Annotated in this window: 21 protein-coding genes and 3 pseudogenes; 6 read left to right on the top strand and 18 right to left on the bottom strand. The window is 63.9% G+C overall.

The annotated features are described in order from the left end of the window. Positions 1–449: 449 nt before the first annotated feature. Both D2T30_RS09265 and D2T30_RS09260 read right to left on the bottom strand, forming a co-directional pair. Positions 450–641 carry a hypothetical protein gene (locus tag D2T30_RS09265; RefSeq protein WP_128208630.1) on the bottom strand — a complete coding sequence of 64 codons (192 nt, stop codon included), beginning with the start codon at positions 639–641 and terminating at the stop codon, positions 450–452. A 100-nt stretch (positions 642–741) separates the two neighbouring features. Beyond that, complete coding sequence (locus D2T30_RS09260) at positions 742–1,425, bottom strand: PLP-dependent aminotransferase family protein (protein WP_277749554.1); 684 nt, start codon at positions 1,423–1,425, stop codon at positions 742–744. 281 nt (positions 1,426–1,706) lie between these two features. Between D2T30_RS09260 and D2T30_RS09255 the strand changes: the two genes are divergently transcribed. Continuing rightward, positions 1,707–3,077 carry an aminotransferase-like domain-containing protein gene (locus D2T30_RS09255; RefSeq protein WP_128208629.1) on the top strand — a complete coding sequence of 457 codons (1,371 nt, stop codon included), beginning with the start codon at positions 1,707–1,709 and terminating at the stop codon, positions 3,075–3,077. 301 nt (positions 3,078–3,378) lie between these two features. Further along, positions 3,379–4,433: pseudogene (locus D2T30_RS09250) on the top strand (IS110 family RNA-guided transposase). Positions 4,434–4,937: 504 nt separating this feature from the next. Here D2T30_RS09250 and D2T30_RS09245 read toward each other — a convergent pair. The 6 genes from D2T30_RS09245 to D2T30_RS09220 all read right to left on the bottom strand — a co-directional run bounded on the left by D2T30_RS09245 (position 4,938) and on the right by D2T30_RS09220 (position 11,738). Then, positions 4,938–5,912 carry a cyclase family protein gene (locus D2T30_RS09245; RefSeq protein WP_128186026.1) on the bottom strand — a complete coding sequence of 325 codons (975 nt, stop codon included), beginning with the start codon at positions 5,910–5,912 and terminating at the stop codon, positions 4,938–4,940. A 17-nt stretch (positions 5,913–5,929) separates the two neighbouring features. Next, positions 5,930–6,898: an ABC transporter permease gene (locus D2T30_RS09240; protein WP_128208628.1), complete on the bottom strand. Its 969-nt coding sequence runs from the start codon at positions 6,896–6,898 to the stop codon at positions 5,930–5,932. After that, complete coding sequence (locus tag D2T30_RS09235; protein ID WP_128208627.1) at positions 6,895–7,884, bottom strand: ABC transporter permease; 990 nt, start codon at positions 7,882–7,884, stop codon at positions 6,895–6,897. The genes D2T30_RS09240 and D2T30_RS09235 overlap by 4 nt, the downstream gene beginning before the upstream one ends. Then, positions 7,881–9,365 (bottom strand): ATP-binding cassette domain-containing protein, encoded by a 1,485-nt coding sequence (locus D2T30_RS09230; RefSeq protein WP_128208626.1) that lies wholly within the window; start codon positions 9,363–9,365, stop codon positions 7,881–7,883. Before D2T30_RS09230 ends, D2T30_RS09235 begins: the two co-directional genes overlap by 4 nt. 78 nt (positions 9,366–9,443) lie before the next feature. Next, positions 9,444–10,571 (bottom strand): ABC transporter substrate-binding protein, encoded by a 1,128-nt coding sequence (locus D2T30_RS09225; RefSeq protein WP_128208625.1) that lies wholly within the window; start codon positions 10,569–10,571, stop codon positions 9,444–9,446. Positions 10,572–10,655: 84 nt separating this feature from the next. Then, positions 10,656–11,738, bottom strand: coding sequence for a glycerol dehydrogenase (locus D2T30_RS09220; protein WP_206612899.1), 1,083 nt, complete (start codon positions 11,736–11,738; stop codon positions 10,656–10,658). A 197-nt stretch (positions 11,739–11,935) separates the two neighbouring features. On the opposite strand from D2T30_RS09220, the gene D2T30_RS09215 reads away from it, so the two are divergent. The 4 genes from D2T30_RS09215 to D2T30_RS09200 are packed head-to-tail and all read left to right on the top strand — an operon-like array spanning position 11,936 to position 14,793. Continuing rightward, a complete protein-coding gene (locus D2T30_RS09215; protein WP_128208624.1) occupies positions 11,936–12,157 on the top strand; it encodes a hypothetical protein in 222 nt (73 codons plus the stop codon). A 56-nt stretch (positions 12,158–12,213) separates the two neighbouring features. Continuing rightward, positions 12,214–13,101 (top strand): transketolase, encoded by an 888-nt coding sequence (locus D2T30_RS09210; RefSeq protein WP_128185960.1) that lies wholly within the window; start codon positions 12,214–12,216, stop codon positions 13,099–13,101. Between the two features lies 1 nt (position 13,102). Then, positions 13,103–14,089 carry a transketolase family protein gene (locus D2T30_RS09205; RefSeq protein WP_128208623.1) on the top strand — a complete coding sequence of 329 codons (987 nt, stop codon included), beginning with the start codon at positions 13,103–13,105 and terminating at the stop codon, positions 14,087–14,089. A 14-nt stretch (positions 14,090–14,103) separates the two neighbouring features. Beyond that, entirely contained in the window at positions 14,104–14,793 is a 690-nt protein-coding gene (locus D2T30_RS09200; protein ID WP_128208622.1) for an SDR family NAD(P)-dependent oxidoreductase, read from the top strand. Between the two features lie 47 nt (positions 14,794–14,840). On the opposite strand, the gene D2T30_RS09195 is transcribed toward D2T30_RS09200, so the two are convergent. From D2T30_RS09195 to D2T30_RS09150, 10 genes and pseudogenes are all read right to left on the bottom strand, one after another. Beyond that, complete coding sequence (locus D2T30_RS09195; protein ID WP_128185966.1) at positions 14,841–15,527, bottom strand: GntR family transcriptional regulator; 687 nt, start codon at positions 15,525–15,527, stop codon at positions 14,841–14,843. Positions 15,528–15,617: 90 nt separating this feature from the next. After that, the gene (locus tag D2T30_RS09190; protein ID WP_128208621.1) at positions 15,618–16,490 is read right to left on the bottom strand and encodes an SMP-30/gluconolactonase/LRE family protein; all 873 of its coding nucleotides are present in this window, start codon (positions 16,488–16,490) and stop codon (positions 15,618–15,620) included. 32 nt (positions 16,491–16,522) lie between these two features. Continuing rightward, positions 16,523–17,458, bottom strand: a complete 936-nt coding sequence (locus tag D2T30_RS09185) for an ABC transporter permease (protein WP_206612898.1) — start codon at positions 17,456–17,458, stop codon at positions 16,523–16,525. Further along, positions 17,455–18,939: a sugar ABC transporter ATP-binding protein gene (locus D2T30_RS09180; protein ID WP_128208620.1), complete on the bottom strand. Its 1,485-nt coding sequence runs from the start codon at positions 18,937–18,939 to the stop codon at positions 17,455–17,457. Before D2T30_RS09180 ends, D2T30_RS09185 begins: the two co-directional genes overlap by 4 nt. 15 nt (positions 18,940–18,954) lie before the next feature. Continuing rightward, on the bottom strand, positions 18,955–20,016 hold the full coding sequence (locus D2T30_RS09175) for an ABC transporter substrate-binding protein (RefSeq protein WP_128185972.1): 1,062 nt from the start codon (positions 20,014–20,016) through the stop codon (positions 18,955–18,957). Between the two features lie 75 nt (positions 20,017–20,091). Then, the gene (locus tag D2T30_RS09170) at positions 20,092–21,069 is read right to left on the bottom strand and encodes an ABC transporter permease (protein ID WP_164884263.1); all 978 of its coding nucleotides are present in this window, start codon (positions 21,067–21,069) and stop codon (positions 20,092–20,094) included. Positions 21,070–21,392: 323 nt separating this feature from the next. Next, a pseudogene (locus D2T30_RS09165) lies at positions 21,393–21,632 on the bottom strand (integrase core domain-containing protein); the annotation flags it as partial. A gap of 329 nt (positions 21,633–21,961) precedes the next feature. Continuing rightward, positions 21,962–22,504, bottom strand: a pseudogene (locus tag D2T30_RS09160) (integrase core domain-containing protein); the annotation flags it as partial. A 771-nt stretch (positions 22,505–23,275) separates the two neighbouring features. Further along, positions 23,276–24,997, bottom strand: coding sequence for a SulP family inorganic anion transporter (locus D2T30_RS09155; RefSeq protein WP_128208617.1), 1,722 nt, complete (start codon positions 24,995–24,997; stop codon positions 23,276–23,278). Between the two features lie 573 nt (positions 24,998–25,570). Then, a complete protein-coding gene (locus D2T30_RS09150; RefSeq protein WP_128208616.1) occupies positions 25,571–26,278 on the bottom strand; it encodes a hypothetical protein in 708 nt (235 codons plus the stop codon). Positions 26,279–26,374 lie beyond the last annotated feature (96 nt).

Below are 26,374 nucleotides of genomic sequence, written 5' to 3'. Positions count from 1 at the left end.
CGCGAACACCATACGGGCCCGCGGCATGACGATGGCCGCAGCAGAGGCCGGATACATGTCAGCACCCGACAGCGCGCAAAACTGATCCACAAACCCTCTTGCGCAAAGGGCGGTTATACATGTTGCAAAAGTCAGCTTCTGAGGGGGCAGCCCCCTTTCCCCGGTCGTCTCATGCCACGCGTTCGATCTCGGCGATGCCGAGCGCATTGAAGCGGTTCGGTGTGGGTGCCAACCGTGTTCACGAAGAACCGCTACCAGTTGTATCCCTTTTGTCGACACGTCCTAATAGCTGCCTCAAATGAGAGGGCGTGGCGCGACAGCTGCCGCTCCTTTAGGCTATCATTTGTGCAGCCACACTCGGGTTCTGGCCCGCCGATTCAAGGCCATCAACCGCATCGGCGAATCATATTCCCGCGCAAGAGAGACCATAGGGCCGTCGCCTCCAGATATCACCTGTCGACTTTTAATTCAGACTCCGAGGCATCAACGGCATGCTCGGCTGCTGCATACTGTCCGCTGGTTTCTTTCTTTCTTTTTTCCTCCTTTTCACCATCGCGGTGCGATTTGATTGAGAGGAAAATGACCGTGACCAGCACGCCAATCTTGAACAGACCGAAGATTACGGGAACCCAAAAATCCATCGTTTTGACTCCTTACTTCCTGTTATTTCGCGGAGTCTATCGAGAGGCGCTGCCTCACCCATTACCCCGAATACCTTGGCAAGCGTGCCTTCGATGATGGTCACAACCGGTGGGCGAGACCCTCGTGGCCGGCGATGCCGCCGGCATGCACCTCATCAAGATTGGCCCCATACCGTTGGGCGACGTCGCAAGCCTCCGCGATCGTCGCAGCGTTGCAATCCGTGCTGTAGACGCTTTTGAAGGCGGCGATCGTCGGCAGGGCAGGATCGGCACCAGCCGTCAGCTCTTCAAGATGACCGACATCATTGTGCCGGAAAATGAAGCGTTCGGCACCGGACCGGCGGATGCCCTCTATCGGGGAATTGTGGGTAAGGGTATCGGAGAAGGCGCAACCTGTCAGAATGCGGCCAAGCGGGCCGAGGCCAGCCAGATTGGGAATCCAGCCGGGCGTGAAGGCCAGGGCGGCCTCCTTGCCATGCTGGTCGGGAGGCTCGCCTTCCAGGGCGACGCGGTCGGCGCCGGAAATACTGCGCGCGCCCCCCGTTCCTGCGCTTGGGAGGTCGATGGCGCGGCGCATCACATCCAGAACGGTGGGGTGCTCGCCCATGCCGAGGGCATCATTGCTGAACCACACCGTGACGCGCTGCTTGCTACCCTCAAGCCTGTGCCGTAGTGCCGACAGGATTTCGCTGGCGATGCGCTCAAGCTCCGTGAATATTCTGTAACGGCCGTCGAGCTTCCGTTCAGGCAGCAGGACCTGAAATCTGTCAGCGCAGTTCATCATGGTGCACTCACCTGCGTTACACGATCACGAGCCGGCACCGTTGACGCTCGCGCTCCATGGGGCCATACATTTTGTGATTTCCTAAACGTTGTATGCGTCAACTGCAAGGATATTCCGCCCATACATTCTCGGAGGAAACGCTGAGAGAATCCGTTATATAAACTAATTTATTGTAATATAACGATTTTGTTATGGAGCATCCTCACGAAAAGATATCACTTTGCACATAATGCCATACATTGTATATAGGCGTATGGCTTCTGACGGGGATTTCAACGACGATGTGGACACCGCGGCTGATCGACGGGGCCAGAATGAAATATCTCGGTATCGTCGAGGCTCTTGAGGCGGATATTCGTTCCGGCCATGTGGCGCGGGGCGATCGCCTGCCGGCTCAGCGCGCCATCGCGGAGGCGCTTGGCGTCGACCTGACAACGGTGACACGAGCCTTCAACGAGGCGCGGCGGCGCGGTCTCGTATCGGCGCAGGCCGGCCGTGGCACGTTCGTTTCCGAAACGCAGGATGGCGGGACGGAAGAGCAATCCCTCATCGACCTCAGCATGAACATTCCGCCGCAGCCTGCCGATGTGAACTTTCGCAAGCTGCTGCCCGGCGGTCTGAGGGAGATACTGGGCGGTGCGACAGGATTGCTGCATCTTCACTATCAGGAAAGCACCGGTTCGGAACCGGACAGGGCCGCTGCCGCGCGTTGGCTCGGCGCCCGGATCGAAGGAATATCGCCGGATCGTCTCGTTGTCAGCGCGGGTGCGCAATGCGCGCTGTTTGCCGTCTGCGACCTGCTGCTTCAGCGCAACGACGTGGTCGCCGCCGGTGCCATGACCTATCCCGGGCTGAAGGCGGTCGCCATTCAGAAAGGGCTTGTGATCGAGCCGCTGGACATGGACGGAGAAGGCATCCTCCCCGAGGCCTTCGAAAAGGCCTGCCGGGACCGCAAGGTCAAGCTGCTCTACGTGATCCCGAGCATCGACAACCCGACGACGTCGACGCTGCCGGAAGAGCGCCGGCGGGCCTTGGCCGAGATCGCGCGGCGGCATGACGTCATTATCGTCGAAGACGACCCTTACGCCGCCTTGTTGCCTGAACCGGCCCCGACGATCTTCGCCTTTGCGCCCGACATTACATGGCACATCGCCACCCTTTCGAAATGCGCGACGCCCGCATTGCGCGTCGCCTATGTCGCGGCGCCCTCGGCGCAGGCCGCGCGCCGTCTCGCAAGTGTCATGCGTGCGACGATGCTGATGGCCCCGCCACTGATGTCGGCGCTTGCAAGCCGCTGGATCGCGACCGGCCTTATGGAGGAGATTGCAAAGTCGATCCGCGTGGAAAACCGGGCGCGTCAGCAGCTTGCTGCCATAGCCCTCGGGACGCTGAACTATGCTGCCGACCCGCACGGACATCATCTCTGGCTCCGCCTGCCGGAGCACTGGCGGGCTTCGGATTTCGCCGAATATGCCAATTTGGCGGGGGTATCGATCGTGCCTGCCTCGGCTTTCGCAACCGTTGCCCACCCCATCGAGGCCGTGAGAATTTCGCTCGGCGTGGCGCCCGACCGGGATGTGCTGGAAGAGGGTCTCACCCTGCTTTCCGGTCTCATCGCCCAACCTTCGGCCGGCACCAGAGCAGTCGTCTGAATTTTCCAAAGGACTTTTGGCCACCGGTTCATTTCCGCAGAGAAGGCGGCGGCCGTGATCAGCCCCACCTGAGTGGTCCAGCCTGAAAGTTAGTGCATGACCGGCCTTGGTCCATCGGGACGATCTCTCTGGCGCCAGTGAGCGATATCACCCGATCTCGTCGGCCCTGCGCTTGCGGTCTTGAACCGTCCCGGCCCGCCGTTGTTTTGCTGGGATACTGCCATACGGTATTGATGATGGGTTGGGAGCCCCTCCTGATGGCGCTTATGTGCCACAGTGGTCCAGACAGGATCAGGAGGAACTGGCCACGAAGGAAGTCTCGATTCTCGGTGTTGACCTGGCGAAGCAGGCCTTTCAGCTGAACGGGGCGACAGCGGAAGGCGAGATGGTGTTTCGCAAGAAGCTATCGCGCAAGCAGTTCTTCGGGTTCATGCAGTCGCAGCCCGGGTGCATCATTGCGATGGAAGCCTGCGCCACGGCCCACCATTGGGCCCGGACCTTGTCGGCCATCGGGCATAAAGTGCGCATGATCGCCCCGAAATTCGTCAAACCGTATGTGGAGAGCCAGAAAAACGACATGGCGGAGGCGGGCAGTCGGCCGACCATGCGTTTCGTCGAGGTGAAGACGCCGGAGCAGCAAGGCCTCGGCATGATCTTCAGGCTGCGGGATATGCTGGTCGGGCAGCGGACACAGGTGATCAAGGCCTTGCGCGGGAATCTCGCTGAATTCGGGCTTGTCGCCGGAAAGGGTCGGGAGAACGTGGACAAACTGTGGGCCGTTCCGCAGCCGGGCGCCGGGTCAGACGATCTTCCCGCTGTGGTCCGCCACATGGCGCAGCTTTGTTTTGATCCGATCGATGGTCTGTCGCAGCGGGTCACCGGGCTTAACAGATCACGACGGCCAGCAGACGGTCGCGGTTCTCGGCCCGACTGCAGAAGATGCCCGGCGTAGGCCCTATTACCGCGATGGCACTGGCGGCTTTCGCACCACCGATGGATAGTTTCCGTCAGGGAAGGGATTTCTCGGCCTGGCTGGGCCTCGTCCCGCGACAGCATTCCAGCGGTGGCAAACAAAAACTTGGACGCACGAGCAAGTCGGCTCAGCGCCATATCCGGCGCTTGCTGATCATTGGCGCGATGGCCGGGATCTCTGGTGTCAGGATCCGGCCACCCGCGGAAAGCTCTTGGTTGGGCCGGATTTTGGCACGCAAACCACGGATGCCCGCCGCCATCGCGCTGGCGAACAGTGAGCGGTGACGCACCACTGGTCCGAGCAAACCACGAACGGCCCGCATGCTGTGGGCCATGATCACGAAGGATGAAGAGTTTCGAGGAGGACCGCTGACGGCGAACTGATGCGGTCAGCAGCGCAGCCTCGAAAATGCGGGAGAAGCTGAAGCTTGTGTGAAATCGATCGGACAGATCGGGGTTGGGGAAATCAGTGTCACATGGGAAGCTTCGAGCTCGTTTTGATGTTTTGACCACAGCCCGCGGATCCCATACCGGCCATGGAGCACAGCGCTCCGACCAAAGGCCTGACCATGGACGCCTTCGATCATATGACGCCAGCCGAGGCGACAGCCCGCTCTAACCGGGGCTACCCACACATGATGTGACCGCCCCCCGACGGCATCCGTGTGCCAGGGTGGGTCACCCGGGGGCATGTAGCCCGGTGAGCATGCTGGCATGCACCTGGACATTCTTGAGGGGCGGATCCGCATTCCTCTCGACCGAGAATGCAGGAAAGAGGTCAGACCAATGAGCGATCATGGGTTCAATGGTTGACGCAAATTGTATCTGTCTGTTCGAATCCGCCGGGAGCCATCCGCTGCCGGATGCCCCCGGCGCAATCTGCACCCGTTACTTGATCACCACCGGATTGACGGGCGCCCCGGAGCCGCCGACCACCTTCAGCGGCGCGGCGGTGTAGAGGAACGTCCACTGTCCGTCCGCCGCGCAATCCTGCGCCAGTGTATCGAGCGCGGTGATCTCGGTGAAGGTCACCCCCAGATTGCGCATCAATGCGCAGTGGAGCGGGATCACCACGCCGGTCTCGGGATCGGCCGTCACCTCGTTGGCGATCGTGTCGGTGACGAGATTGACCAGTTCCATCTCGTGGAACCATTCGACCAGCTCGCGCGAGAATGTCAGGCCCGGTTCGATGAAATCGGCGTAGAATTCCTCCTTCTCGCGGCGGTAGTAGGACCCGATCCAGCCGGTGCGGATCAGCAGAATGTCGTGCTTGGCGATCTCGCAGCCCTGGGCGCGCGCGGCCTCCATCAGGTCGCGGTGGTCGAAGGTCTCGCCCTTGTCGAGCACCTCCTTGCCGCGATGGCGGGCCATGTCGATCAGGATGCCGCGGCCGACGATACCGCGCTCGGCGATGGGCAGGACGCTGGCCTTCTTCAGACTGCCCGCCGTGGTCTTCGCGTCATAGCCGTTGTAGATGTGATCGTCGTACCAGACATGGCCGAGCGCGTCGTATTGCGTTGAGCCCTGCAGGTACATGATCATCACGTCATCGGCGAATTCGTGGTTGCCTGGCGATTCCTTGCCCGCGCCGCAGAGGAAATCGCCCTTGTCCATGATGTTGAACCGCTGCGCGCCGGTGCGACCCGGCCAGACCGGATCGCCCTTCGGGTGACCCATCTGCACCTGCAGCGTGAAGGTCTTGCCGCTTTTCACCGAGGCGACGCCGCGCAGGACCTCGGCCGCGTCGAGGAAGTTCAGGGCGCCGACCTCATCGTTCTCGCCCCAGCGGCCCCAGTTCTTCGGCAAGCCTTCGAGCAGTTCGCGCATATGGGGGACCGGCTTTCCGGCATGGGCGTCACACATGGTCATTCCTCCTTGGATCAGCGCGCGTCGCGCGAGGTGGCGAAGAGAACAAGGATCAGGACGAGGCCGCTGATCGCATAGCGCAGCGCCGGTCCCAGTCCGAGCATGATCAGAAGATTGGTGATCAGGCTGAAGATCACCGCGCCGAGCACGGTGCCCACGAAGGATCCCGCGCCGCCCGACAGCGCGGTGCCGCCGATCACCGCCGCGGCGATGGACATCATCGTGTAGGGCGCGCCCACCGAGAGATTGGCCGAGGCGACATAGCCATAGAGCAGCACGCCGGCGAAGGCCGCGAGAAAGCCGCTTGCGGCCCATGTCGTCAGAAGCACCCGGGTGACCGGAATGCCCGCCGCGCTGGCGGCGCGGATGTTCGAGCCGACCAGATAGAGTTGCCGACCGTAGCGGCTTTTGCGCAGAAGCAGGGTCATCGCGACCGTCACCACCGCGCCGATCAGCACGAGCCACGGAATGCCGAGGAAACGGCCGATGCCAATGTTCTCGATCATCGGGCCGGGCATCTGCGGCGGGCGGGAACGGGCATAGACGAGGCCAAGCCCCTCGACCACGAAGGAGCCCCCGAGCGTCACCACCAGCGGATAGAGGCCGAGGAAGCGCGCCCCGATCCCGTTCGCGAGCCCGATCAGCGTGCCGAGCCCCAGCACCACCGCAAGCGCCATCGGCACCGCGGCATCCGAACTGCCGGCCATGCCCGAGACGATCAGCGCCGTCAGCGTCATGACCGAGCCGACCGAGAGATCGATGCCCTGATTGCCCGAGATGATCACCAGTGTCTGGCCGGCGCTCGCCACGGCGAGCAAGGCAGAGACCGACAGCACCGCCCACAGGTTCATCGGCGAAAGGAAGGACGGATTGACGAGCTGCCCGAGGATCAGCAGGGCGAGGATGATTCCCAGACTACCGACATGCGGGATCCGGCCAAGGGATGTCCGGCCGAGGGAAATATTTGCGAGGCGCGCACTCATGCTCTTTCTCCCCTGTGGGCCGAGGCGGTGATGAGGGCCGCGTTGCTCTTTTGCTGAAGCCAGCGGCCCGAAAGCACCACAATGGCGAGCCCGACGAGCAACACACAGCCGACGATCAGTTGCTGGAAGAAGGGCGAGATGCCGATTCCAAGCGCGATGTCGCTTGTCAGTCCGACGAAGACCGCGCCCAGAACCGCGCCGTAACCGCTGCCGCTGCCGCCATTCAGGGCGACGCCGCCGATCACCGCACCGGCGATGGTCAGGAGCGTGTAAGGCTGAGCGAAAAGCGGATCGCCCGCGCCGACGCAGAGCGTCACGAACAGGCCGGAAAGGCCGGTGAACAGGCCGGCCAGCGTGTAACTGCCGAATTTCAGCCATTGCACCGGCAAGCCGGAATTCCATGCCCTGACCGGATCTGTTCCGACCGCGCGCAGCCGAATCCAGAACAGGCTGGCCGCGATCAGCGCCCACAGCAACAGCACCAGAACGAACAGCAGCATGGCGTTCGGGATCCCCCAGCTCGCGCCGTTGAGGAACATGACCGCCGGCATCGGCGCCATGCCGCCCGGCGCGGGACGGATCTGCAGCGCGAGTCCCAGAAGAACGAATGAGGTAGCGAAGGTCGCGAGCAGCGGATTGAGCCGAAGCCCGCCCACCAGTGCGCCATTCAGTGCACCGATCGCGAGACCGAGGACAAGCGTCGCGGGGACCACGGCGGTCAGTGGCCAGCCTGCCTCGAAAAGCGCAATGGCCGAGACATTGACCAGACTGACCGCTGATCCGATCGACAGATCGATCCCGCGTCCCATCAGCGCCAGCGTCTGCCCGAGCACAGCCGTCCACAGCCCGAGCTGCGAGGTCGACCAGCCGATCATCGAACCGGTGGTCAACAGGCCGGGGTTCACGCTCAGCGCGAAGATCAGTGCCAGCGCCGCCAGAACTCCGGCGGGAAAGCTTGAGTGAGACCAGATTTGCCGCAGCATCATGCAGCCCTTTCCTGCTTCATATAGGCCGAGACGATGGCCTGAGCGTCGAGCCTGCCCTCCGCCCGGGCCAATTCGGCGATCATCCGGCCGCCATCGAGCACCAGCACCCGATCGCACAGCTCGGCCAATTCCTGATCGTCGGAGGAGGTCACGATCACGGTCGTGCCCTGGACATGCGCCAGTTCACGCAGCAGGTGATGCACGTCGTTGCGCGCGGCAACGTCGATCCCCTTGGTGCAATCCTCGGCGAGGATCAGCCGCGGGTTCAGGAGCAGGCAGCGCGCTACCAGGATCTTTTGCTGGTTGCCGCCCGAAAGTCCCCCGATCGGACGTGAAATCCCTGCGTGCCGGGTCGAGAGACGTTCCAGTGCGGCGGTGATCTCCGCGTCGGAAGGCATCTTCAGGCCGCGCATCGCGGCGAAGGGGGCGAGCATGTTCTCGCGGATCGAGCGCGGCGCAAACACCATTTCGTCGCGATCCCCCGACACGAAGGAGATACCTTTCGCCGCCATCGCCGCGGCGGAGCCGAGAGGCAGCGTCTCACCGTCGAGGCTGACGCTTTCGCCGGGTGACGGCGCGCGAAGCCCCGCAAGAAGCCGCAGGACCTGTTTCTGCCCCTGATCGGGCAGGCCGCCGATGCCGGTGATCTCGCCGGCCCGGAAGTCGAGGTCGAGCGGCTGAGCATGGGGAAGGGGGCGGATCGCCTTCGCCTTCACCCGCACTTCGCCGTCCCGCGCCGGGGCCATCAGCGCCGGCGCATCCCGGTGCCCGCCGCCGGCCCATTTCACCAGCTCGTCGTCGCCGACACCGGCGAGCGCGCCATCGAAGACCAGTTTGCCGTTGCGCAGGACCGAGATCGTGTCGCAGAAGCGGCGCAGTTCGGGCAGGCGATGACTGACGAAGAGCGCACCGCCGCCTTGGGCGAGATGATCCGCCAGCAACCCCGCGAAGACATCGACCTCGGAGGCATGCATGGTCGCGGTCAGTTCATCGATGATGAGCCAGCGGGGCCGGGACTGAAGCGCCTTGGCGAGCTCGATGAGATATTTTTCGCCGGTCTGCAATATGCTGACCGGCAGGTCACGCCGCCCTGCGAGACCCACCGGCGCAAGGGCAGCCTGCGCCATCTGGTCGGCGCGGGCGGTGTCGCGCAGTAGACCGGCGCGCCCCGGCATGTCGGTCAGAACCACATTCTCCCCTGCCGTCAGCAGGGGGATCAGGCTGAGTTCCTGAAAGGTCATGCCGACGCCGAGCGACCGGGCGCGTGCCGGATCGGCGCGTCCGAGCGGGCGATCATCGACAAGGACACGCCCGGTATCCGGCGCCAATGTTCCGCTGGCGATTTTCGCCAACGTGCTCTTGCCCGAGCCATTGCCGCCATAGAGCGCCCGGCATTCGCCCGGTCCGACGGTCAGCGAGACATCGTCAAGCGCCCGGACCGGGCCGAAGACCCGTGTTATTCCATCAAGGACCAGCGTCATCCGGTCATATCCTCCGTCACGGACAGATCTGCGCCCCTTCCGAGGGATCGGGCGCGGAAGAAAGTGCAGGGCAGGGGCTCAGCGGAAATAGAGCGTGCGCACTTCATCCTGAGTGAGCGTTTTGTCGAGCGAGTCGGCATCCGACCGGCCATCGAGCAGCGCGATGGCTTCGTCGAGCGAGATGCATTGGACCTGTTCGCTGCACCAGGGCCGCGAGGTGTTGGCCTCACGCTCGACCACATAGGGTTCGGGGATCAGGATCGTGTTATTGAACGACGGGTTCAGCGGATTGGGCACCAGCTTGTCCGTGTCGAGCTTGCTGCCCGAAAGAATCTCGGCGGCGATGCGCACGGCGTCCGATCCGACACCGGGCGGGTTGGCGACGGCGACAGTCCGCAGATCGGGATCGTTCTTCCAGAGCTTGAGGTAGGACAGCACGTAATCGCCCGTCAGCGGTGGCCGGGATACACCCGCAGCCCTGTAGGCGCGGATCACGCCCTCGTTCATCACTTCCTGGATCAGCACCCCGTCGATCTTGTCGCCATGGGCGGCGAGAAGCCCCGACATGGCCTCGCGGGCCTGGGCCTGATCCCATCCGCCGGTCACCGAGGCGAGCAGCCTGACATCGGGGTGACGTGCCAGAACCTCGTCACGCGCCCGGACCCGCCAGTCGTTGGCCGTATTGCCTGCAAGCCCCTCGATCGCGACGATGTCGCCCTTGCCGCCGATGGCGTCGACCAGCCATTCGGTCGAGATCCCCCAGTATTGCGAATGGTCGAGCGAGACGTTCAGCACATTGTCCATCGGCAGCGGGTTGTCGGCCACCACCACCAGCACGCCGCTGTCGATGGCGCGCTGGACGATGGGCATCAACGGTTCGGCCGAGACCGGGTTGATGACCAGTGCGTCGATCCCCTGTGCCAGCAGCGCATTGATCTGCGAGATCTGGCCCGAGGCGCCCGATGTGGAATTGACGACGATGACATCGGACAGGACACCGGCAGCTTTCAGCTCGGCCGCCGTCTTTTCGACGCCGTCAACATGCTGGGCACGCCAGGCGTTGCCGATGAATCCGTTCGAAAAGCCGATCTTGAACGGACCTTTTCCATGATCGGCGTTCTTCAGGAAAGGCAGATCCTGGGCGGTGGCCGCCGAAACGGCACACACAAACATGCCGGCACCGGCCAGCAGAGCAGTCAGCTTCATTGTTGTTCCTCCTCCGAGATCGAATCGTCCTCCCGATTCGATCCATACTTTTAATATATCATATATTATGTAGCGGGTTCTTTATTATGTCGCCTGTTCGGCGAATGCCGCCTCGACCCATTGCATCGCTTCGCGAATCTCTGCAGCCGTCAGGTCACGCGGGAAATGGCGGATGTGCGGTGCAGTCATCGTGCGTTGCGCGATATGTTCCATCGCGTCCGCGTCCGGCGGGCTGGCCAATTCGGTCAGGCTGCGGGGCAGGCCGACGTCGCCATAAAAGGTGGCCAGCGCGCGGATCTCGGCCTCCGGTCGGCCTTCAAGGCGGATCTGGACCAGATTGGCATAGGCGACCTGGAATCCATGCAGGGCATCGGCATAGGGCTTGAGCGCCGTCAGGCCGCGGGTCATTGAATGCGAGATCGAGAGCCCGCCGCTTTCAAACGCAAGGCCGCTCATCAGCACGGTTGCTTCCACGACCCGCTCCAGCGCCGCACTGGGGACACCTGCGTCGATTGCGGTCAACGCGGCAACGGCCTCTGCCAGAAGCAGCCGGTGGCAAGCCCGGCCCAGCTCAACTGCGGAGAAGGATGATCCGGCGCCAAAGACATTGATCCCGCCTGCGGCATAGCAGGCCTCCGTTTCATAGATCTTGCCGATCGCATCGCCGATGCCCGCGACGAAGAGCTTCTTTGGTGCCTGCGCGATCACCGCGGTATCGACAACGACCAGCGCCGGATTGTTCTTCAGTTTCTCCACCGCGATCATCCGGTGGTTTTCGTCATACATCACGTAGTTGTGGCTCGTCGGCGCATCGGTCGAGGCGATGGTCGGGATCGTGACGACGATTGCGCCGTTGCGGTTGGCCAGCGCCTTGCCGACATCGATGCACTTGCCGCCGCCCGCCGCCGCCACGACCGCGGGTTCGCCCGCTTCCGCCGCGAGACGCTCGACCTCCGCCGGGGTGCATTCCCCCGAAAAGCGAAGCTGCCGGGCTGCCACGCCAGCCGCGCGGCAGGACGCATCGATGCTTTCGCCATGCTTGTCCTGAATCAGCGGATCGAGCACCAGAATCGCTGTATCGGCGATTCGCGCCAGTTCCGTTCCCAACTGCCGCAATGCTCCCGGTCCCTGCACATACCGGGACGGTGAACCAAAAACGATCATCATGTCCTCCCTCATACCGCTCCTGTCGATATTAATGCATGATGCATCATGTCACGCGTGCCGGGTCAATCTTAAAATCGAAATGATGCATCATGGATCATGCTTGTTTCGGCTGAAAGATCCCTCTATGGTCATGATGGGAGGAGCGCGGCCCGTATGAAAATGCGGGTGCGCGAATGACGGGGGAGGAGAGATTGATCTTGCATCTGATCGACGCGGCCGGAGGCCGCGATGGCGCGTTGCGTCTTTGGGCAGCGCACCCGGAGCCGGCACCGCCGTCTGCGGCGATCCGGATGGCGGCGGAAATGCAGTTCCCGTTCGCTCACTCATTCCGGCAGTCGGACGGTGCCCGGCGGGCGGGTCCCTTTCGTCATCCGGCGCCCAGTCCGGACGGCGCGAGCATTTCGCGCTTCATCGCCTGATCGCCCTGCGCCGCCCCTGCGGAACGGCGAAGAACATCCAACAAGAGGAGACCGACATGACCTTGCAACCGGACGTCAGCACGTCTGCGGGCCACAACAGCCATCAGCCCGATGCGACGACCATAGAACATCTGCGGGAACGCGCGCAGTTCATCCGGCTCGAGACGATCCGCCTGATCGATATCGCCAAGACCGGCCACTACACTTCGGTCTTTTCCGCGGCCGAGGTGTTCTCGGCGCTCTACTATGATGTGATGAACCTGCGCCGGGGTGAGCCCGGCTGGGAAGGGCGCGACCGCTTCACCATCGGCAAGGGCCATGCGGCGGTGGGTCTGTTCCCGATCTACGCCGATCTTGGCTTCTTCCCGAAGGAATGGCTCGACAGCTACACCCGGCTGGGCAGCCCCTTGGGCGATCACCCCGACATGCGCAAGGTGCCGGGGGTGGACTTCTCCTCGGGGTCCATCGGGCATGCGCTGTCGAACGCCATCGGCATCGCGCTGGCGCAGCGCTGGACGGGCCAAGACTACAAGGTTTTCTGCATGATGGGCGACGGCGAGATGCAGGAGGGCCAGGTCTGGGAAGCGGCCCTGTTCGCCGCGCAGAACAGGATGAAGAACCTGATCGCCATCGTTGACCGCAACGGCTTCCAGCTTGACGGTCGTGTCGACGAGGTGATGGGGATCGAGCCGCTCGACCAGAAATGGCGGGCCTTCGGCTGGGAGGTCCATACCGTCGACGGCCACGACATCGCCGCCGTCACGACGCTGCTGCGCCGCCTGCGCGCTGACGGAGCGCGCGAGAAACCGGCGCTGGTCATCTCGAAAACCGTCAAGGGCAGGGGCGTCTCCTACATGGAAACTGAACCGGGCTGGCATCTCGGCTGGCTCGATCCGACGGACGCCCAAGAGGCGATTGCCGAAATCAAGGCGCAGGTGATCTGAAATGAATGGACCGAAATCCCCCAATTCCTGGCAATATCGCGGGCTGAACATGGTCAACCCCGGGCTCGACCACCTGTCGAACGGGCTGATCGATCTGGTGAAAACCGGGCACAATGTCGTCGCGGGTTCCGCCGACCTGCAATATTCAAACGGGCTGAACCGGTTCGCCGAGGCCTATCCCGACCGCTATATCTCTTTCGGCATCTCGGAACAGAACATGGTTTCGACCGCGGCCGGGATCGCGACGACGGGCGTCGTGCCCTTCGTGGCGACCTTCGCCTCGTTCCTTGGGCTGCTCACCTGCGAGCAGATCCGCATGGACGTGGCCTATTCCGCGCAGCCGGTGCGGCTCGTCGGCCACCACACCGGCATCTCGCTCGGGTTCTACGGGACCTCGCACCATGCCACGGAAGACATCGGCACGATGCGCTCGATCGCCGACCTGACCGTGGTCTCGCCCTCTGACGGTGCGCAACTCGAGGCCGCGATCCGCGCCTCGGCCAACTGGGATCAGCCGATCTACTTCCGCATCGGCCGCGGCCGGGATCCTGTGGTCTACGACGGCGGCACCACCTTCGAATTCGGCAAGGCGCATGTCCACGGTTTCGGCGAGGATCTGACCATCATCGCCTGCGGCATCACCGTCCATGCAGCGCTCGAGGCGGCGGCGGCGATGAATGCGGCTGGTCGCTCGGTCGGGGTGATCGACATGGCCTCGATCAAGCCGCTCGACCGCGACGCCATCATCGAGGCGGCGGACCGTTCAAAGAGCGGCCGGCTGATGACGGTCGAAGAACACAATGTGCTGGGTGGTCTCGGTGCCGCCGTGGCCGAAGTGCTGACCGACGAAGGCAAGGGCATCCGGCTCAAGCGGCATGGCATCCAGGACGAATACAGCCTGATCGCGCCGCCGACGCATCTTTACGCGCATTACAAGCTCGACGGGGCCGGCATACGCGCCGTCGCCGAAGAATTCCTGCGCAGCTGACGGGGGGAAGCGGGATGAAGACAGCAATCGTGACGGGCGGCGGCACCGGTATCGGGCTTGCCACCTGTCGCCACCTTGCCGGAGCCGGATGGCACGTCATCGCCGGCGGTCTGGATCAGGAGGATGACCTTCCCGAGGGCGCCGAATTCGTGAGAACCGACGTGACCAGCGCCGCCGATCTGGCCGCGCTGGTGGGCCGGGCCGACCGGGTCGACGCGCTGGTCAATTGCGCGGGCGTGTTGCGTCAGGAACGCGAATGGCAGGTCGAGGATTTCCGCTTCGTTCTCGACGTGAACCTGACGGCGAGCCTTGCCGCCGCCACCGCCGCGCTGGAGAAGCTCGAAGCGGCGCGGGGATCGGTGGTGAACATCGCCTCGATGTGGAGCTATTTCGGCTCGCCGAAATCGCCCGCCTATGCGGCGTCGAAAGGTGGAATCGTGGCGCTGACACGGTCGATGGCGGTGGCCTGGGGCGGGCGCGGGGTGCGCGTCAATGCCGTCGCGCCGGGTTGGATCATGACGCGCATGGGTCTTGGCGCGAAGAACGATCCGTTGCGTGAACCGAAGATCACCGGGCGCATTCCGCTCGGCCGTTGGGCCGAACCGGCCGAGGTCGCCTCGGTGATCGGCTTCCTCGTCTCGGATGCGGCGAGTTATGTCCACGGGGCGCTGCTTCCGATCGACGGGGGATATTCCGTCGCCTGAACCGGAACGGGGTGAAGGGCCTGCCTTCCACCCCGTCCCAATGACCATCAGCGCGGTTTCTTGGCCTCGCGCTCGGCCAGTTCTTCCCTGCGCAGAATCAGCTCCTCGCTCCAGGCGATATCCGCCTGCATCGCCTCGCGGGCCCCGACCGGGTCGCCCGCATGCACCGCCGACAGAAACCGGAAATGCTGATGGTTGTCGGCGGTCAGCCGACGGATCGGGATCTCTTCGTGAAAGGTGCGCAGGAACGGGCCCATCAACGTCCACATGTTTTCGCAGATCGCTTCGACATAGGGCATTTCCGAAAAGCGCAGGATCATGAAATGGAAATCCCGGTTGGCCTGGGCCGCCTCACGCGGGCTCTGCGCCGCCGCCTTCGAGAAAAGGGCGTTCTGCGCTTCGAGTTCCTCGATCATCCGGGCCGTCGCGATCTGGCCGGTCCGGTAGGCGGCCATCCCTTCGAGATCCTTGCGGATCGCCACGATCTCGCGCAGGTCCCGCGTGGTCAGGTTCGGCACGATCACCGAGGTCGCGGCCTTGACCTCGAGCGCCCGTTCGGACGCGAGGCGGAAGATCGCCTCGCGCACCGGCGTGATCGAGGTGCCGTAATGCTCGGCCACCGCGCTGATCGTCAGCCGCTCACCCGGGCGGTATTCACCGTCCATCAACGACAGACGGAGCGATCTGTAGATTTGCTCCGAGAGGTTTTCCTTGATAACCGCTCTTGGTGGCATGCCGAGATATCCGAAATGATTTTCTCTTCTCATAGACGAAGCACGGATGCTGCGCCAGCCGGAGAGGATTTGTCCGCGGGCGCGGGGGCATCAGCCTCCGAAGCGATATTCCGGCAATCCGCGGATCCCCAGCCCGTCGATCACGAAGAGCGAACCGGCGAGCGGCCCCGTCTCCTCTATGCCCGGCACCGGGGCGCGCAGCATCGAGGTGACATACAGTCGGTCGAGCTGCGGTCCCCCGAACATCACCGAGGTCACGCAGACCACCGGCATGTCGATGGTCATAAGCCGCCTGCCTTCGGGGGAGAAGCGATGGATCTTGCTCTTGTAGACACCGGCAGACCAGACGCATCCCTCGGCATCGACGGTGGCGCCATCCGGGAGGCCGTCCTCGGGCCCGAACGCGACGAACCTGCGCTTGTTGGACAGTTTGCCGGTGTCGATGTCGTAGTCATAGGCCCAGATCGCCTTTGACCGGCTGTCGGCGAAATAGAAGATCGAGTGGTCCGGGCTCCAGCACGGGCCGTTCGAAACGGTGATGCCGTCATCGATCTGGCTTACCCGCAGGTCGGTGTCGACGCTGTAGAGCAGGCCGAGGGGCGCCGTCTCGGTCGTCTCGAGGCTGCCGGTGACGAAACGGCCGCGCCGGTCGACCTTGCCATCGTTGAGCCGCACCGTATCGCCCTTGTGTGAGACCCTGTGGATGAGCTCCGCTTCGCCGGTCGCGAAGTCGAAGCCATAGATCCCGTCGGCAAGCGACAGGAGGGCGCCGCCGTTCTTCCTCAGCGCGAGGGAGCCGATGTTTGCCGGAACCGGCCAGCTTTCCACTCCATTGCCGTTCTGGTCCGCACGAAAGATGCGATTGCCGAGACTGTCTATCCAGTAGAGCTTCTGCTCTTCCACGTCCCATAGAGGACCTTCGCCCAACAGCGTTTTGCAATCGACGATAGCCTTGATGTCCATGATGGATCCTTTTGATACGGGTAGTTTGCTGCTTACAGCCCGGGTTGGTTGCGACGGTGGGCGCTGACGGCGAGGATCAGCAGCGCGCCTTTTATGATCATCTGGTAGTAGGTCGAGATGTTCAGCAGGTTCAGCCCGTTCCCCAGAAGCGCGAGGAACAGCACCCCTGCCGCCGGTCCAGCCACACCGCCGAGGCCGCCCGAAAGCTGCGTGCCGCCGAGTGCGGTGGCCGCGATGGAGTCGATCCCGAACGGTGCCCCCACGAGAGGATCGCCGCTCGCCAGCCGCGCCGCGAGGTTGAGGCCGCCGAGGCAGGCGAACAGGGAAGACAGCAGATAGGCCACGAGAATGATCCGCCCGGTATTGACCCCGCCCAGAAGCGCACTCTGCGGCGAGGCGCCGGTCGCCATCAGGTGCAGCCCGAAGCGGCTGTGAGAGATCGCCATGCCGGCGATGAGCACCGCCAGCGCGGTGAGGATCACCGGAAGCGGCAGGCCAAACAGTTCGGCCCCGGCGTAGGATCTCATCCAGTCCGGCACCGTGCCCCCGGGGATCGGCCGTATCAGGAGCGCAAGGCCCTGAACCGCCGTCATGGTCGAGAGCGTCATCAGGATCGGATGGATGCCGAATTTCAGAATGCCGGTGGCATTGACCAGTCCGACGGCGAGCGCGGCGAGCACCGCGAGTGGCACCGCGAAGGGAATGTCGTGGCTGGCGATGGCCGTGGTCAGCGAAACGACCGAGCCGACCGAAAGATCGAGCCCCGCCGTCAGGACCACGATGGTCTGCCCCACCGTCACCAAGATCAGGCTGGCCTGCTGATTCAGGATGTTGATCAGGTTCTGGGCCGAGAGTGCATGCGGCGAGGCGATGCCCAGCCCGATGGCGAGGATCGCAAGCAATACCATTACCGGCAGGGCCGAGAGACGGCGAAGCCGCGCGGCCGTGGTCGCTCTGGCAAGTTTCATCGCTGTCCTCCCCTGATGGCCGCGGCCATGATCCGTTCCTCGGTCGCCTCGGCGCCCGGTATTTCCGCGACTGTGGCGCCGTCGCGCACGACGACGATCCGGTCGCAAAGGCCGATCAGTTCGGGCAGTTCGCGCGACGTGACGAGCACCGGCACGCCGCGGTCGGCCAGCTCGCGCAGAATGGCGTAGATCTCGGATTTGGCGCCGATGTCGACGCCGCGCGTCGGTTCCTCGCAGATCAGCAGCCGCACGCCCCGGACCAGCCAGCGCGCCAGCAGCGCCTTTTGCTGGTTGCCGCCCGACAGTTCGCCGATGGTCTGCCCGGTATCGCGCAGCCGGATCCGGAGACGCCGGACCTGTGCCTCGATCTCCGCCTTCGGCTGCGGGGCCGATCGGCCCAGGCCCAGACCCGGCAGCAGGCCCGCCGAGATGTTGCGCGCCACGGAAAGCGGCAGGAACAGTCCGTCGGCCTTGCGGTCCTCGGGGATCAGCCCGATCCCCGCCGCGATGCCACCCGTCGGCCCCGAGTGATCGAAAGCCTTGCCGTCGAACAGGATCTCGCCCGCCTCAAGCGTGTGACCTTCGTAGATCGCGCGGGTAATCTCGATCTGGCCCTGTCCCTCGAGCCCGGCAAGGCCGACGATCTCGTTGCGCCCGACCGACAGGTTGACGGGCCCGGCCAGCCCCTCGACCTTCACCGCCCGCAGTTCGAGCAGGGGTGCCCCTGTCGCCGGTGCGGGACGTGGCGGGTAGAGCTGATCGAGTCTCCGGCCCACCATGGTGGTCACCAGTTCCTCGGGGCCGGTATCCTTCATCAGGAAATGACCGGCATATTGACCGTCCTTCAGCACGGTCACCTCGTCGCAGAGATCAAAGAGCTCGGGCAGCCGGTGCGAGATATAGAGCACTCCCTTGCCTTCGGTCCGCAACTGCCGGATCAGTGCGAAAAGCTGCGCTGCTTCCCGGTCGCCAAGCGCCGCCGTCGGTTCGTCGAAGACGAAGATCCGCGCGTCCCGCATCACGCCCTTGGCGATCTCTACCATCTGCTGTTCGGCGACCCGCAGGCTGCCGGTCAGCACGTCCGGATTCAGATCCAGCCCGACGCGCGCCAGGATCCGGCGGCTTTCCTCGCGCATGCGGGGCCGGTCGATCAGGCCGAGCCGGTTCCTCGGCTCGCGGCCGAGAAACAGGTTCTCGGCCACCGACAGGTTGGGCAGCAGGATGAATTCCTGAAAGATCGTTGACACGCCCGCGGCGCGGGCCTGTTCGGCCTGATGCCACGAGACCGGCGCGCCGCCGACCCGGATCTCGCCCGAACTGGGCGGAAATACCCCGGAGATGATCTTCATCAACGTGGATTTCCCCGCCCCGTTCTCGCCCAGAACGGCGTGGACGCTGCCCGGCCGAAGCGCCAGAGATACCCCGCGCAGCGCCTGCACCGGACCGAACGACATGGTGATGTCGGTGACTTCAAGCAGCATCGCCTTCGCTCCCGGTTACTTGCCGTATAGCTCTTTCAGCTTTTCGTCCGGCAGCGGCGAGCCGACCCAGTAGGCATCGCCCAGATCGGCGCGATAGAACCCGTCGATCTGATCGCCGAGGATGGGCGGCGGATTGACGAGGTTGTCGCGCGCGATCGGCGCCCCTTCCAGGACCCTGAGCGCGGCGATGACGCCCTGCTGGCCGAACCAGGTCGGGCTGACCGGCGCCACCGATTGCAGGCCCTTTTCCTTCCATGTGCGTAGAAAGCCGTTGTTGGCCTCGCCGGTCATCGGGATCATCGGCAAGCCGTTTTCCTCGAGCACCTCGGCGCAGGCCTGCGTCATCGCGCCGCCCGAAGACCAGATGCCCTGTACATCGGGATGTGCGATCAGCAGCGACTCGCAGACCTGCTTGCCCTTGTCGTAGGCCCAGTCGCCGAAGCCCTGATCAATGATCCTGATGTCCGGATAATCGGCAAAGACCTCGGTGACGCCACGGAAACGGTCGTTGTCGATGGAATTGCCCGAGATGCCGCGTAGGGCGATCACGTTGCCCTTGCCGCCGAGCGCCTCGGCCAGGAATTTCGCGCCGTCGCGCCCGAACTGCGCGTCATCGGCCAGAAGTTTGACGGTGTAGTGCTCGGGCGTGGCGTTGGATGAAAAGATGATCGTCGGAATGCCCGCCGCATGGGCCTTTTCCAGCGCGCCGTTGAGCGCCACCTCCGAACCCGGCGAAACCAGGATCGCATCGACGCCGCGGGCGATCAGGCTTTCGATATCCGCGACCTGCCGGTTCACGTCGCCGCCCGCGTCTGAAATGATCAGCTGGCTGATCTCGGGGTGAAGGGCGGCCTCGTTCTTCAGTTCCTCGACCATCTGCACCCGCCAGGTGTTGACCACCGAGATGTTCGAGAAGCCGAGGACGAAGGACTGTTTCGTCGAGGCCGGCAGATCGACCATTGGTGCGCCGGCGACCGGCGAGAGCGCGGGGTTGAGCTCGGGCGCATCCGCGAAAGCGGGGCCGATGGCGAATCCGGCAAGCATTGTGCCGGTCAGCAGGATCTTTTTCAGCATCATGGTTTCTCCTCCCTGAGATACATGTCTTCGGGCATCGCCCGTATCCGCTCCCCCGTCAGGCAGCGGCAGAACTCCTCATCTGGCGCGCAGGCGGGCGAGGGCCGCGGCCCCGGCGATGATCAGGCCCTGCACGATGAGCTGCGCGGGCTTGCCCACGCCCATCCCGGTCATGAGATTGGCCAGGAACGTCAGAGCGATAGCCCCGGCGAAGACGCCGCCCACACCGCCCGCGCTGGCGCCGAACGTCGTGCCGCCGAGCACCACTGCCGCGACCGAGGCCATGACCAGATCGGCCCCGAGGTTGAGCGTGCCGGTGCCGATATAGCCCGTGAGCATGATGCCCGCGATCCCGGCGCAGATCCCGCACAGGACATGGGCGACCACCAACTCCTTGCGCACCGAGATCCCGCCGAGCCACGCTGCGCCATAGCTCGCGCCGGTGGCGCTCAGGGCATGGCCAAAGACTGAACGGCGCAACATCACCGCCGCGACGATGGCGATGACGAGCAGAACGATCCCCGCGATGGGGAAGGTGCCCCATCGGCCCGTTGCGATCCAGCGGATCAGTGGATGCACCGCTCCTCCGGGGGCGCCGCCCGAGATCAGATAGCTCGTTCCCACGAGCATGACCGAGACACCCAGCGTCACCACCACTGCGGAGGCGCGCACGAAGGCGATCAGCACGGCGTTGAACATTCCGATCGTCGCGCCGAGCACGAGCGGAATGGCCAGCGACATCCACGCCGGCCCCGCGGCGAAGGCCGGCAGCGCCAGGGTGACATTGGTCACGGCAATCACGCCGCCGACCGAGAGATCTATCGAACGGCCGATCATCGGCAGGCTTTGCCCGATCGCCGTCAGCGCAAGCGGCACCGACTGCCGCAATATGATCAGCAGAAAAGGCAGGGAAAGCAGTCTCGGCTGCTCGATTGCGGCGATCACGATCAGCAAGGCCAGCGCAGGCCAGGCCGGAATCGCCACCGCTTTGCGCAGTAAACCCGCAGCATGCGCCCCGAGCATGCGCCCGAAACCCGCTGTCGCCGTTTTCGGCATAAGTCCTCTCCCCCCTTGTCGCGTCGCATCCCCGCTGCGGTCATGCAGGGGAATTCCTCGCCCGACGCCCTCACTCGTCCGGCCAGTGATGCGATGCTTCCCCCCTTCTCCGGCGCCCCTCCTCCACGACGGTCGCCTTCCGTCTCCCGGTTTGGCCCCGAGGCCAGTTGCGATCAGACTGGTTTCCGGTGCTGCCTTACCGGGAGGCATTAGTCAAGCATCATGCATCATGCATTACATTGCAAGGGGTGATCTGTGGAGAGATCCGGCCTGTATTGATCTCAATGGAAGTTCGGCTGATCTGAACCGGTTCCGGGCGTTTCCTATATGGCTTTTCGTCCTGGTTGGGCCGCGTCCGCTTTGGGCATCGGGCTGGTTAAACAAGCCCGATCTGGCGTTTTCCCGTCAAGCGATGAATGCGGGCGGCGGGTGTTATAGACATTCAGATGCCGACCGACCCCGGCGCGGGCCTTTGAGGCGCTGGCATAGGCCCGCAGGTAGACCTCTTCGTATTTGACCGTCCGCCACAGGCGCTCGACGAAAACGTTGTTCCGCCTGTGGCCGATTGGCCGATCAGGATCCCGGTGAAGCCCTGCCGCGATGAATGGCCGGGTCTCTGCTCGGCCGTATTCACAATGCCCATCGCATCGATCTGAAGGGAGACGGCATACGCCGAGAAAGGGCCAGGTCCGGATTGACCCAGACCGGAAACCCCGAAGTCATCATCCAGGACGAACAGCGGCAGCCCAAGGACCAGCAGTCGAATGACTGTCCTGAACTTACTGAAACAGCTGTCCGGTTCTCCGAAATCCGCAGGAGGTACGCATGGTCCGTGACCTGAGCCCCAGTTTCCCTCCGGGATTTGGGAGAGTCCTTGGGTTGATTTCTGGTCCTAAGCGGCCCGCTTTTCCAATCGGATCTTCATGGCAAATTCCGTCGGTGGGACATTTCCCAAGGCGGAATGAGGTCTGTGTCGGTTGTAGTCCTCCTTCCAGCTGGCGATCTGGGTGCGAGCGTCGGCGAGGGTTGAGGACAGCACCTCGTTCAGGAATTCGTCGCGGAACCGCCCGTTGAGGCTCTCGATGAATCCATTTTGCATGGGCTTTCCGGGTGCGATGTGGTGCCAGGCGATCTCGGTCCGCTGACACCATGACAGGATCGCCATCGATGTGAACTCCGTTCCATTGTCGCTGACGATGGTGCCGGGGCATCCCCTTCGAGCGATGACTGCGTCCAGCTCCCGCACGACCCTTGCGCCAGACAACGACGTGTCGGCGACCAGCGTCAGGCATTCATGCGTGAAATCATCCACGACCGCCAGAACCCGAAAACGGCGATTGTCGGTAAGGGCATCGCTGATGAAATCGAGGCTCCTGCGCTCATTTTCGGCTTCCGGCACCGCGATCGGGCGACGTGTCTCCAAGGGGTGCGAGCGGTTCGAGGGTTCATCTAGATGCTTGGCCGCAGACTGCAGGCCGGCGAGAGCTTTCTGCGAGAAATCCCCGAGGACATCGCACCCCCGGCCGCGGGAGGGCGCGAAGAATAACAGGTTGTAGGTGGCCTTGTTCAATCCCAGACCGGGGGCCATTGCCGGGCCGCATGGGCCAGCGCCTGTATCCAGACAGTCTCCCCCGCCTTGTCAAATTCGTACACCCGCTCTGGCCACCGCCGTCGTTGGTATTTCGCGGATCGTATGTCGGGGAGGCCTGCTCGATGCGGCATGGGGAAATGGTGCTTTTTACGACCGGTTTCCGCGGCGTTTGGAGCGGCATTGGTGCGGGGTCACCGGTGGGCATGATTATTCCACTGGCAGCGCTCCGTGAACTGGATCGTGACCAATCTCCCCTTATCCCGGCTGCGGGGGTTTCACTCGACATGCGATGCTGATTGCGCGGGGATATCGTCTGGATCGCGCCGATCGTGAACCTCATGGCGAAGGCCCGGCTGAGGGATCTGGAGGAACGGGCTTCGGTATCGCCAAACTGGTGATGCTGGAACGCGGAAAGCCTTGGGCATGTCGCCTTCGTTCTTGACGTTTTCATCCCGAAGATTGTCGGGGGGCGTGCCTTCGCCGCGGTCTGTCCGCTTTTCGGCGCACCGAACATCAGGGAGTGGCAGACGGGTGTTCGGCGTCGTATCGAATGGGTTGTTCGGTACAGGGCCAGTCCTGCGCTTGCGGATCAGGCCGCGTGGACGGTCTGTTCCCCTAGGTGGCTGTGCCTGATGCCCTGTCCGAACGGCGCTGCCTCTGACAGGCGGCGGCGATGCTGGTCGCGTAGCGGCAGTGCGGCGGGCGCAGGCCGTGGATCAGCAGGGTCCGGCGCGCTGTGGGGCGGGCTCCGCTGATCCAGAACGCCACACCTTTCTGCCGCGCCTTCTGCGCCAGCCCCTCGATCATGTTCGCCCCGGTCGAATCCAGAAACGGCACCGACGAAAGATCGAGCACGAAGGCCCGGTGTCTGTCCTGTATCCGGTCGAGGATCGCCCCGATAGAGGCCGCCGCGCCGAAGAACAGCGCCCCGCTGACCCGATAGACGACGATTTCGGGATCTGTGGCGCGGCTTTCGTCATAAGGCCTGCGCGGATAGGTATCGTCGCCGATATCGGAGGCGACCAGCGGGGCCTGAGTCTCGACCGTGGTCATCCGGCTCATCCGCTGGATGAAGACGACGGCGCCAAGCGCGAAACCCACGACGATCGCCTCGGTCAGATCGCGGAAGATCGTCAGCAGGAAGGTCACGGCAAGGACGACGCTCTCGCCCCAGCCGGAGCGCAGCAGCACGCCGACCGCGCTGCGATCGATCATGTTCCACGCGACGATCGCCAGAACCCCCGCCAGAGCCGCCAGCGGAATGAAGGAGGCCAGCGGCGCCGCGATCAACACGAAGAGCAGCAGGAAGACCGAATGCAACATCCCCGCGACCGGGCCATGCGCGCCGGACCGGACATTGGTCGCCGTCCGCGCGATGGTGCCGGTGACGCAAAAGCCGCCGAACAGCGAAGCGCCGACATTGGCCACGCCCTGCGCGACCAGCTCGCAGTTCGAGCGGTGCCTGCGTCCGGTCATGCCGTCGGCGACCACGGCGGAGAGCAGCGATTCTATCGCGCCCAGAAGCGTGAAGGCGATCGCCGCGGGCATGACCGCCATGATCTTGCTCATGGAGATGTACGGCAGGTGGGGCAGGGGAAGCGACGAGGGGATCCCGCCGAATTTCGTGCCGATGGTCTCCACCGGCAGATGGGCCGCATAGGCGATCAGCGAGGCGGTGACGACCGCGATCAGCAGCCCCGGCCAATGCGGCCGGTAACGCTTCAGCACGAGGATGACCGCGATCGTGACACAGGCCAGCCCGAGCGCCGCGGGTGTCAGCGTTCCGCGCACCGACCAGAGCGCCTGCAGCTTTGCCGCCAGAGCCCCCGGCTCATGCGCGAGCGACAGCCCGAGAAGATCCCTGAGCTGGCTTGCGAAGATGATGACCGCGATCCCGGCGGTGAAGCCGACCGTGACCGGGAAGGGGATGAACTTGATGAAGGTCCCGAGCCGCAACAGACCGATCAGCGCCAGCATGATCCCGGACAGAAACGTGGCGAGGATCAGCCCGCTCATGCCATGTTCGGCAACCGTGGCCGCGACCAGAACGATGAACGCGCCGGCGGGGCCACCGATCTGGAACCGCGATCCGCCAAGCGCGGAAACGAGGAACCCGCCGAAGATCGAGGTATAGAGCCCCTGCGCCGGTGTCGCGCCCGAGGCGATCGCGATCGCCATGGACAGCGGCAGCGCGACGATCGCCACCGTGAGCCCCGCCAGCGCATCGGCGCGCAGGTTCCGCAGGTGGTAGCCTTCGCGCAGGACCGTGATCAGCTTCGGTGTGTAGAGTTCGAGGAAGCCCGGGGCAGGGCTTCCATGGGCAATCGAGGCATTCATCTGTCAGCCGCACCATCGCATCGGGGCGGCGGGATCGTCGGCATGGGCTCGGCGGTCGCCGTCGCGTGTCAGAACTTCAGGGGCTCGGAGCGGGCTGTCTCACCTCGGTTCCCCTGTGAGCGGGCTGCCCTTGTCCCGGCTTTCCCAGCACTCTCCCGCGCCGCGGATGCTTTCGTCAAGATGCTGAGTGCATGGCGCGGCCAGAACGGATATCCCCGGTCTGCCGGGTCGAGGCGGCGCAGCTTCCGCTATTGCGCTCCTTCAGGCAATGTCGATGCGGGACAGGCGGTCTCGCAAGCGACCGGCTGCAACGTCAGGTTCGAAGGCACCAGCGGCAAGCATCTGTGGTCTCACAGGCAGCATTGTCGGTCAAATAGCATCATCCATGATATCGCGATGCAGGGGAATGTTGGGGATGGAGGATCGACAGGCCCCACGCCGATTCAAGAGAAGACTCCAAGACCCGGATCTTGTCGGTATCGGAGTGTTTGAGCCTGTGATTGTTATAAGTATGACGCGTCTAGGTGCGTCGTGGGCGGTACCTTTGCGACACGCAGGTTTTTGAAACACGCTCTATAGGCCAGTTTCGGGTTTTCCCGGGGCTGTCAGCGCGACAGCGAAGAATATCGCCTGCGCGATGTTCAGGCTTGCGCAGCCCAGCAGCGCCGCCGCCAGGTTCTCCGGGAATTGCGCACAGAGCGCTCCGGTCAAAGGGGCCAGCACGATCGGATTTGTGGTCGCGGTCCAGCGCGCCAGCGCCGACCGGCCAGCCAGGGTCATCGCGAAGAGCAGCGACCACCCCGCGGCGCTTGCCAGGACGGACACAAGCCAATGCAGCTGAAGGATCCAAACGAACTGATTGAACGCCAGCACCTGCGCATCCGTCACTTCAGGGCCGGAGGCGACGATGCTTTGGGCCTGCAACCCGACATATCCGAACCCTGCATGCCCCACCGGCGAGGTCACATAGCCATAAAACAGCAGGGCCGTCGGTATTGCACCGCTCCAGCCCCCGGGCATCAGCCGGCGCAGGCCCGGCACTGCCGACACATACAGAACCACGCTGAGCGTTGCGAGGCAGATTCCCCAGATCAGGCGCGTCGCCGATCCGTCCAGCATCAGCATCGCCATGTTCGGGTCAAGCCGACTCCTCAGCGTCTGTGAAAAGAGCGGCCAGGCCTCCGGACGGGGCACAAAACCGACCAGAAGCATATCCGCGGCGATCCAGAACAGCGCGCAGAGCAGGCCAGCCAGAAGCGGAAGGTTCTGCTTTCGATCCATCGGCTTTTCTCTTCCGTCAAGGTGATCTTGCACCCGGCATGTCCGCCGCCGAGACTTCGAACCGGGCTGCCCCTGAAAGATCCACCGGGGGCAGGG

Source organism: Paenirhodobacter populi (assembly GCF_004022215.1).
GTDB classification, from domain to species: Bacteria; Pseudomonadota; Alphaproteobacteria; order Rhodobacterales; family Rhodobacteraceae; genus Rhodobacter; species Rhodobacter populi.
This window is presented reverse-complemented; position numbering and strand designations above follow the sequence as displayed.

Coding starts and splice junctions, on each gene's coding strand:
- D2T30_RS09265 (WP_128208630.1), bottom strand. CDS start 641: ATGGATTTTTGGGTTCCCGTAATCTTCGGTCTGTTCAAGATTGGCGTG.
- D2T30_RS09260 (WP_277749554.1), bottom strand. CDS start 1,425: ATGATGAACTGCGCTGACAGATTTCAGGTCCTGCTGCCTGAACGGAAG.
- D2T30_RS09255 (WP_128208629.1), top strand. CDS start 1,707: ATGTGGACACCGCGGCTGATCGACGGGGCCAGAATGAAATATCTCGGT.
- D2T30_RS09245 (WP_128186026.1), bottom strand. CDS start 5,912: ATGTGTGACGCCCATGCCGGAAAGCCGGTCCCCCATATGCGCGAACTG.
- D2T30_RS09240 (WP_128208628.1), bottom strand. CDS start 6,898: ATGAGTGCGCGCCTCGCAAATATTTCCCTCGGCCGGACATCCCTTGGC.
- D2T30_RS09235 (WP_128208627.1), bottom strand. CDS start 7,884: ATGATGCTGCGGCAAATCTGGTCTCACTCAAGCTTTCCCGCCGGAGTT.
- D2T30_RS09230 (WP_128208626.1), bottom strand. CDS start 9,365: ATGACGCTGGTCCTTGATGGAATAACACGGGTCTTCGGCCCGGTCCGG.
- D2T30_RS09225 (WP_128208625.1), bottom strand. CDS start 10,571: ATGAAGCTGACTGCTCTGCTGGCCGGTGCCGGCATGTTTGTGTGTGCC.
- D2T30_RS09220 (WP_206612899.1), bottom strand. CDS start 11,738: ATGATGATCGTTTTTGGTTCACCGTCCCGGTATGTGCAGGGACCGGGA.
- D2T30_RS09210 (WP_128185960.1), top strand. CDS start 12,214: ATGACCTTGCAACCGGACGTCAGCACGTCTGCGGGCCACAACAGCCAT.
- D2T30_RS09205 (WP_128208623.1), top strand. CDS start 13,103: ATGAATGGACCGAAATCCCCCAATTCCTGGCAATATCGCGGGCTGAAC.
- D2T30_RS09200 (WP_128208622.1), top strand. CDS start 14,104: ATGAAGACAGCAATCGTGACGGGCGGCGGCACCGGTATCGGGCTTGCC.
- D2T30_RS09195 (WP_128185966.1), bottom strand. CDS start 15,527: ATGCCACCAAGAGCGGTTATCAAGGAAAACCTCTCGGAGCAAATCTAC.
- D2T30_RS09190 (WP_128208621.1), bottom strand. CDS start 16,490: ATGGACATCAAGGCTATCGTCGATTGCAAAACGCTGTTGGGCGAAGGT.
- D2T30_RS09185 (WP_206612898.1), bottom strand. CDS start 17,458: ATGAAACTTGCCAGAGCGACCACGGCCGCGCGGCTTCGCCGTCTCTCG.
- D2T30_RS09180 (WP_128208620.1), bottom strand. CDS start 18,939: ATGCTGCTTGAAGTCACCGACATCACCATGTCGTTCGGTCCGGTGCAG.
- D2T30_RS09175 (WP_128185972.1), bottom strand. CDS start 20,016: ATGATGCTGAAAAAGATCCTGCTGACCGGCACAATGCTTGCCGGATTC.
- D2T30_RS09170 (WP_164884263.1), bottom strand. CDS start 21,069: ATGCCGAAAACGGCGACAGCGGGTTTCGGGCGCATGCTCGGGGCGCAT.
- D2T30_RS09155 (WP_128208617.1), bottom strand. CDS start 24,997: ATGAATGCCTCGATTGCCCATGGAAGCCCTGCCCCGGGCTTCCTCGAA.
- D2T30_RS09150 (WP_128208616.1), bottom strand. CDS start 26,278: ATGGATCGAAAGCAGAACCTTCCGCTTCTGGCTGGCCTGCTCTGCGCG.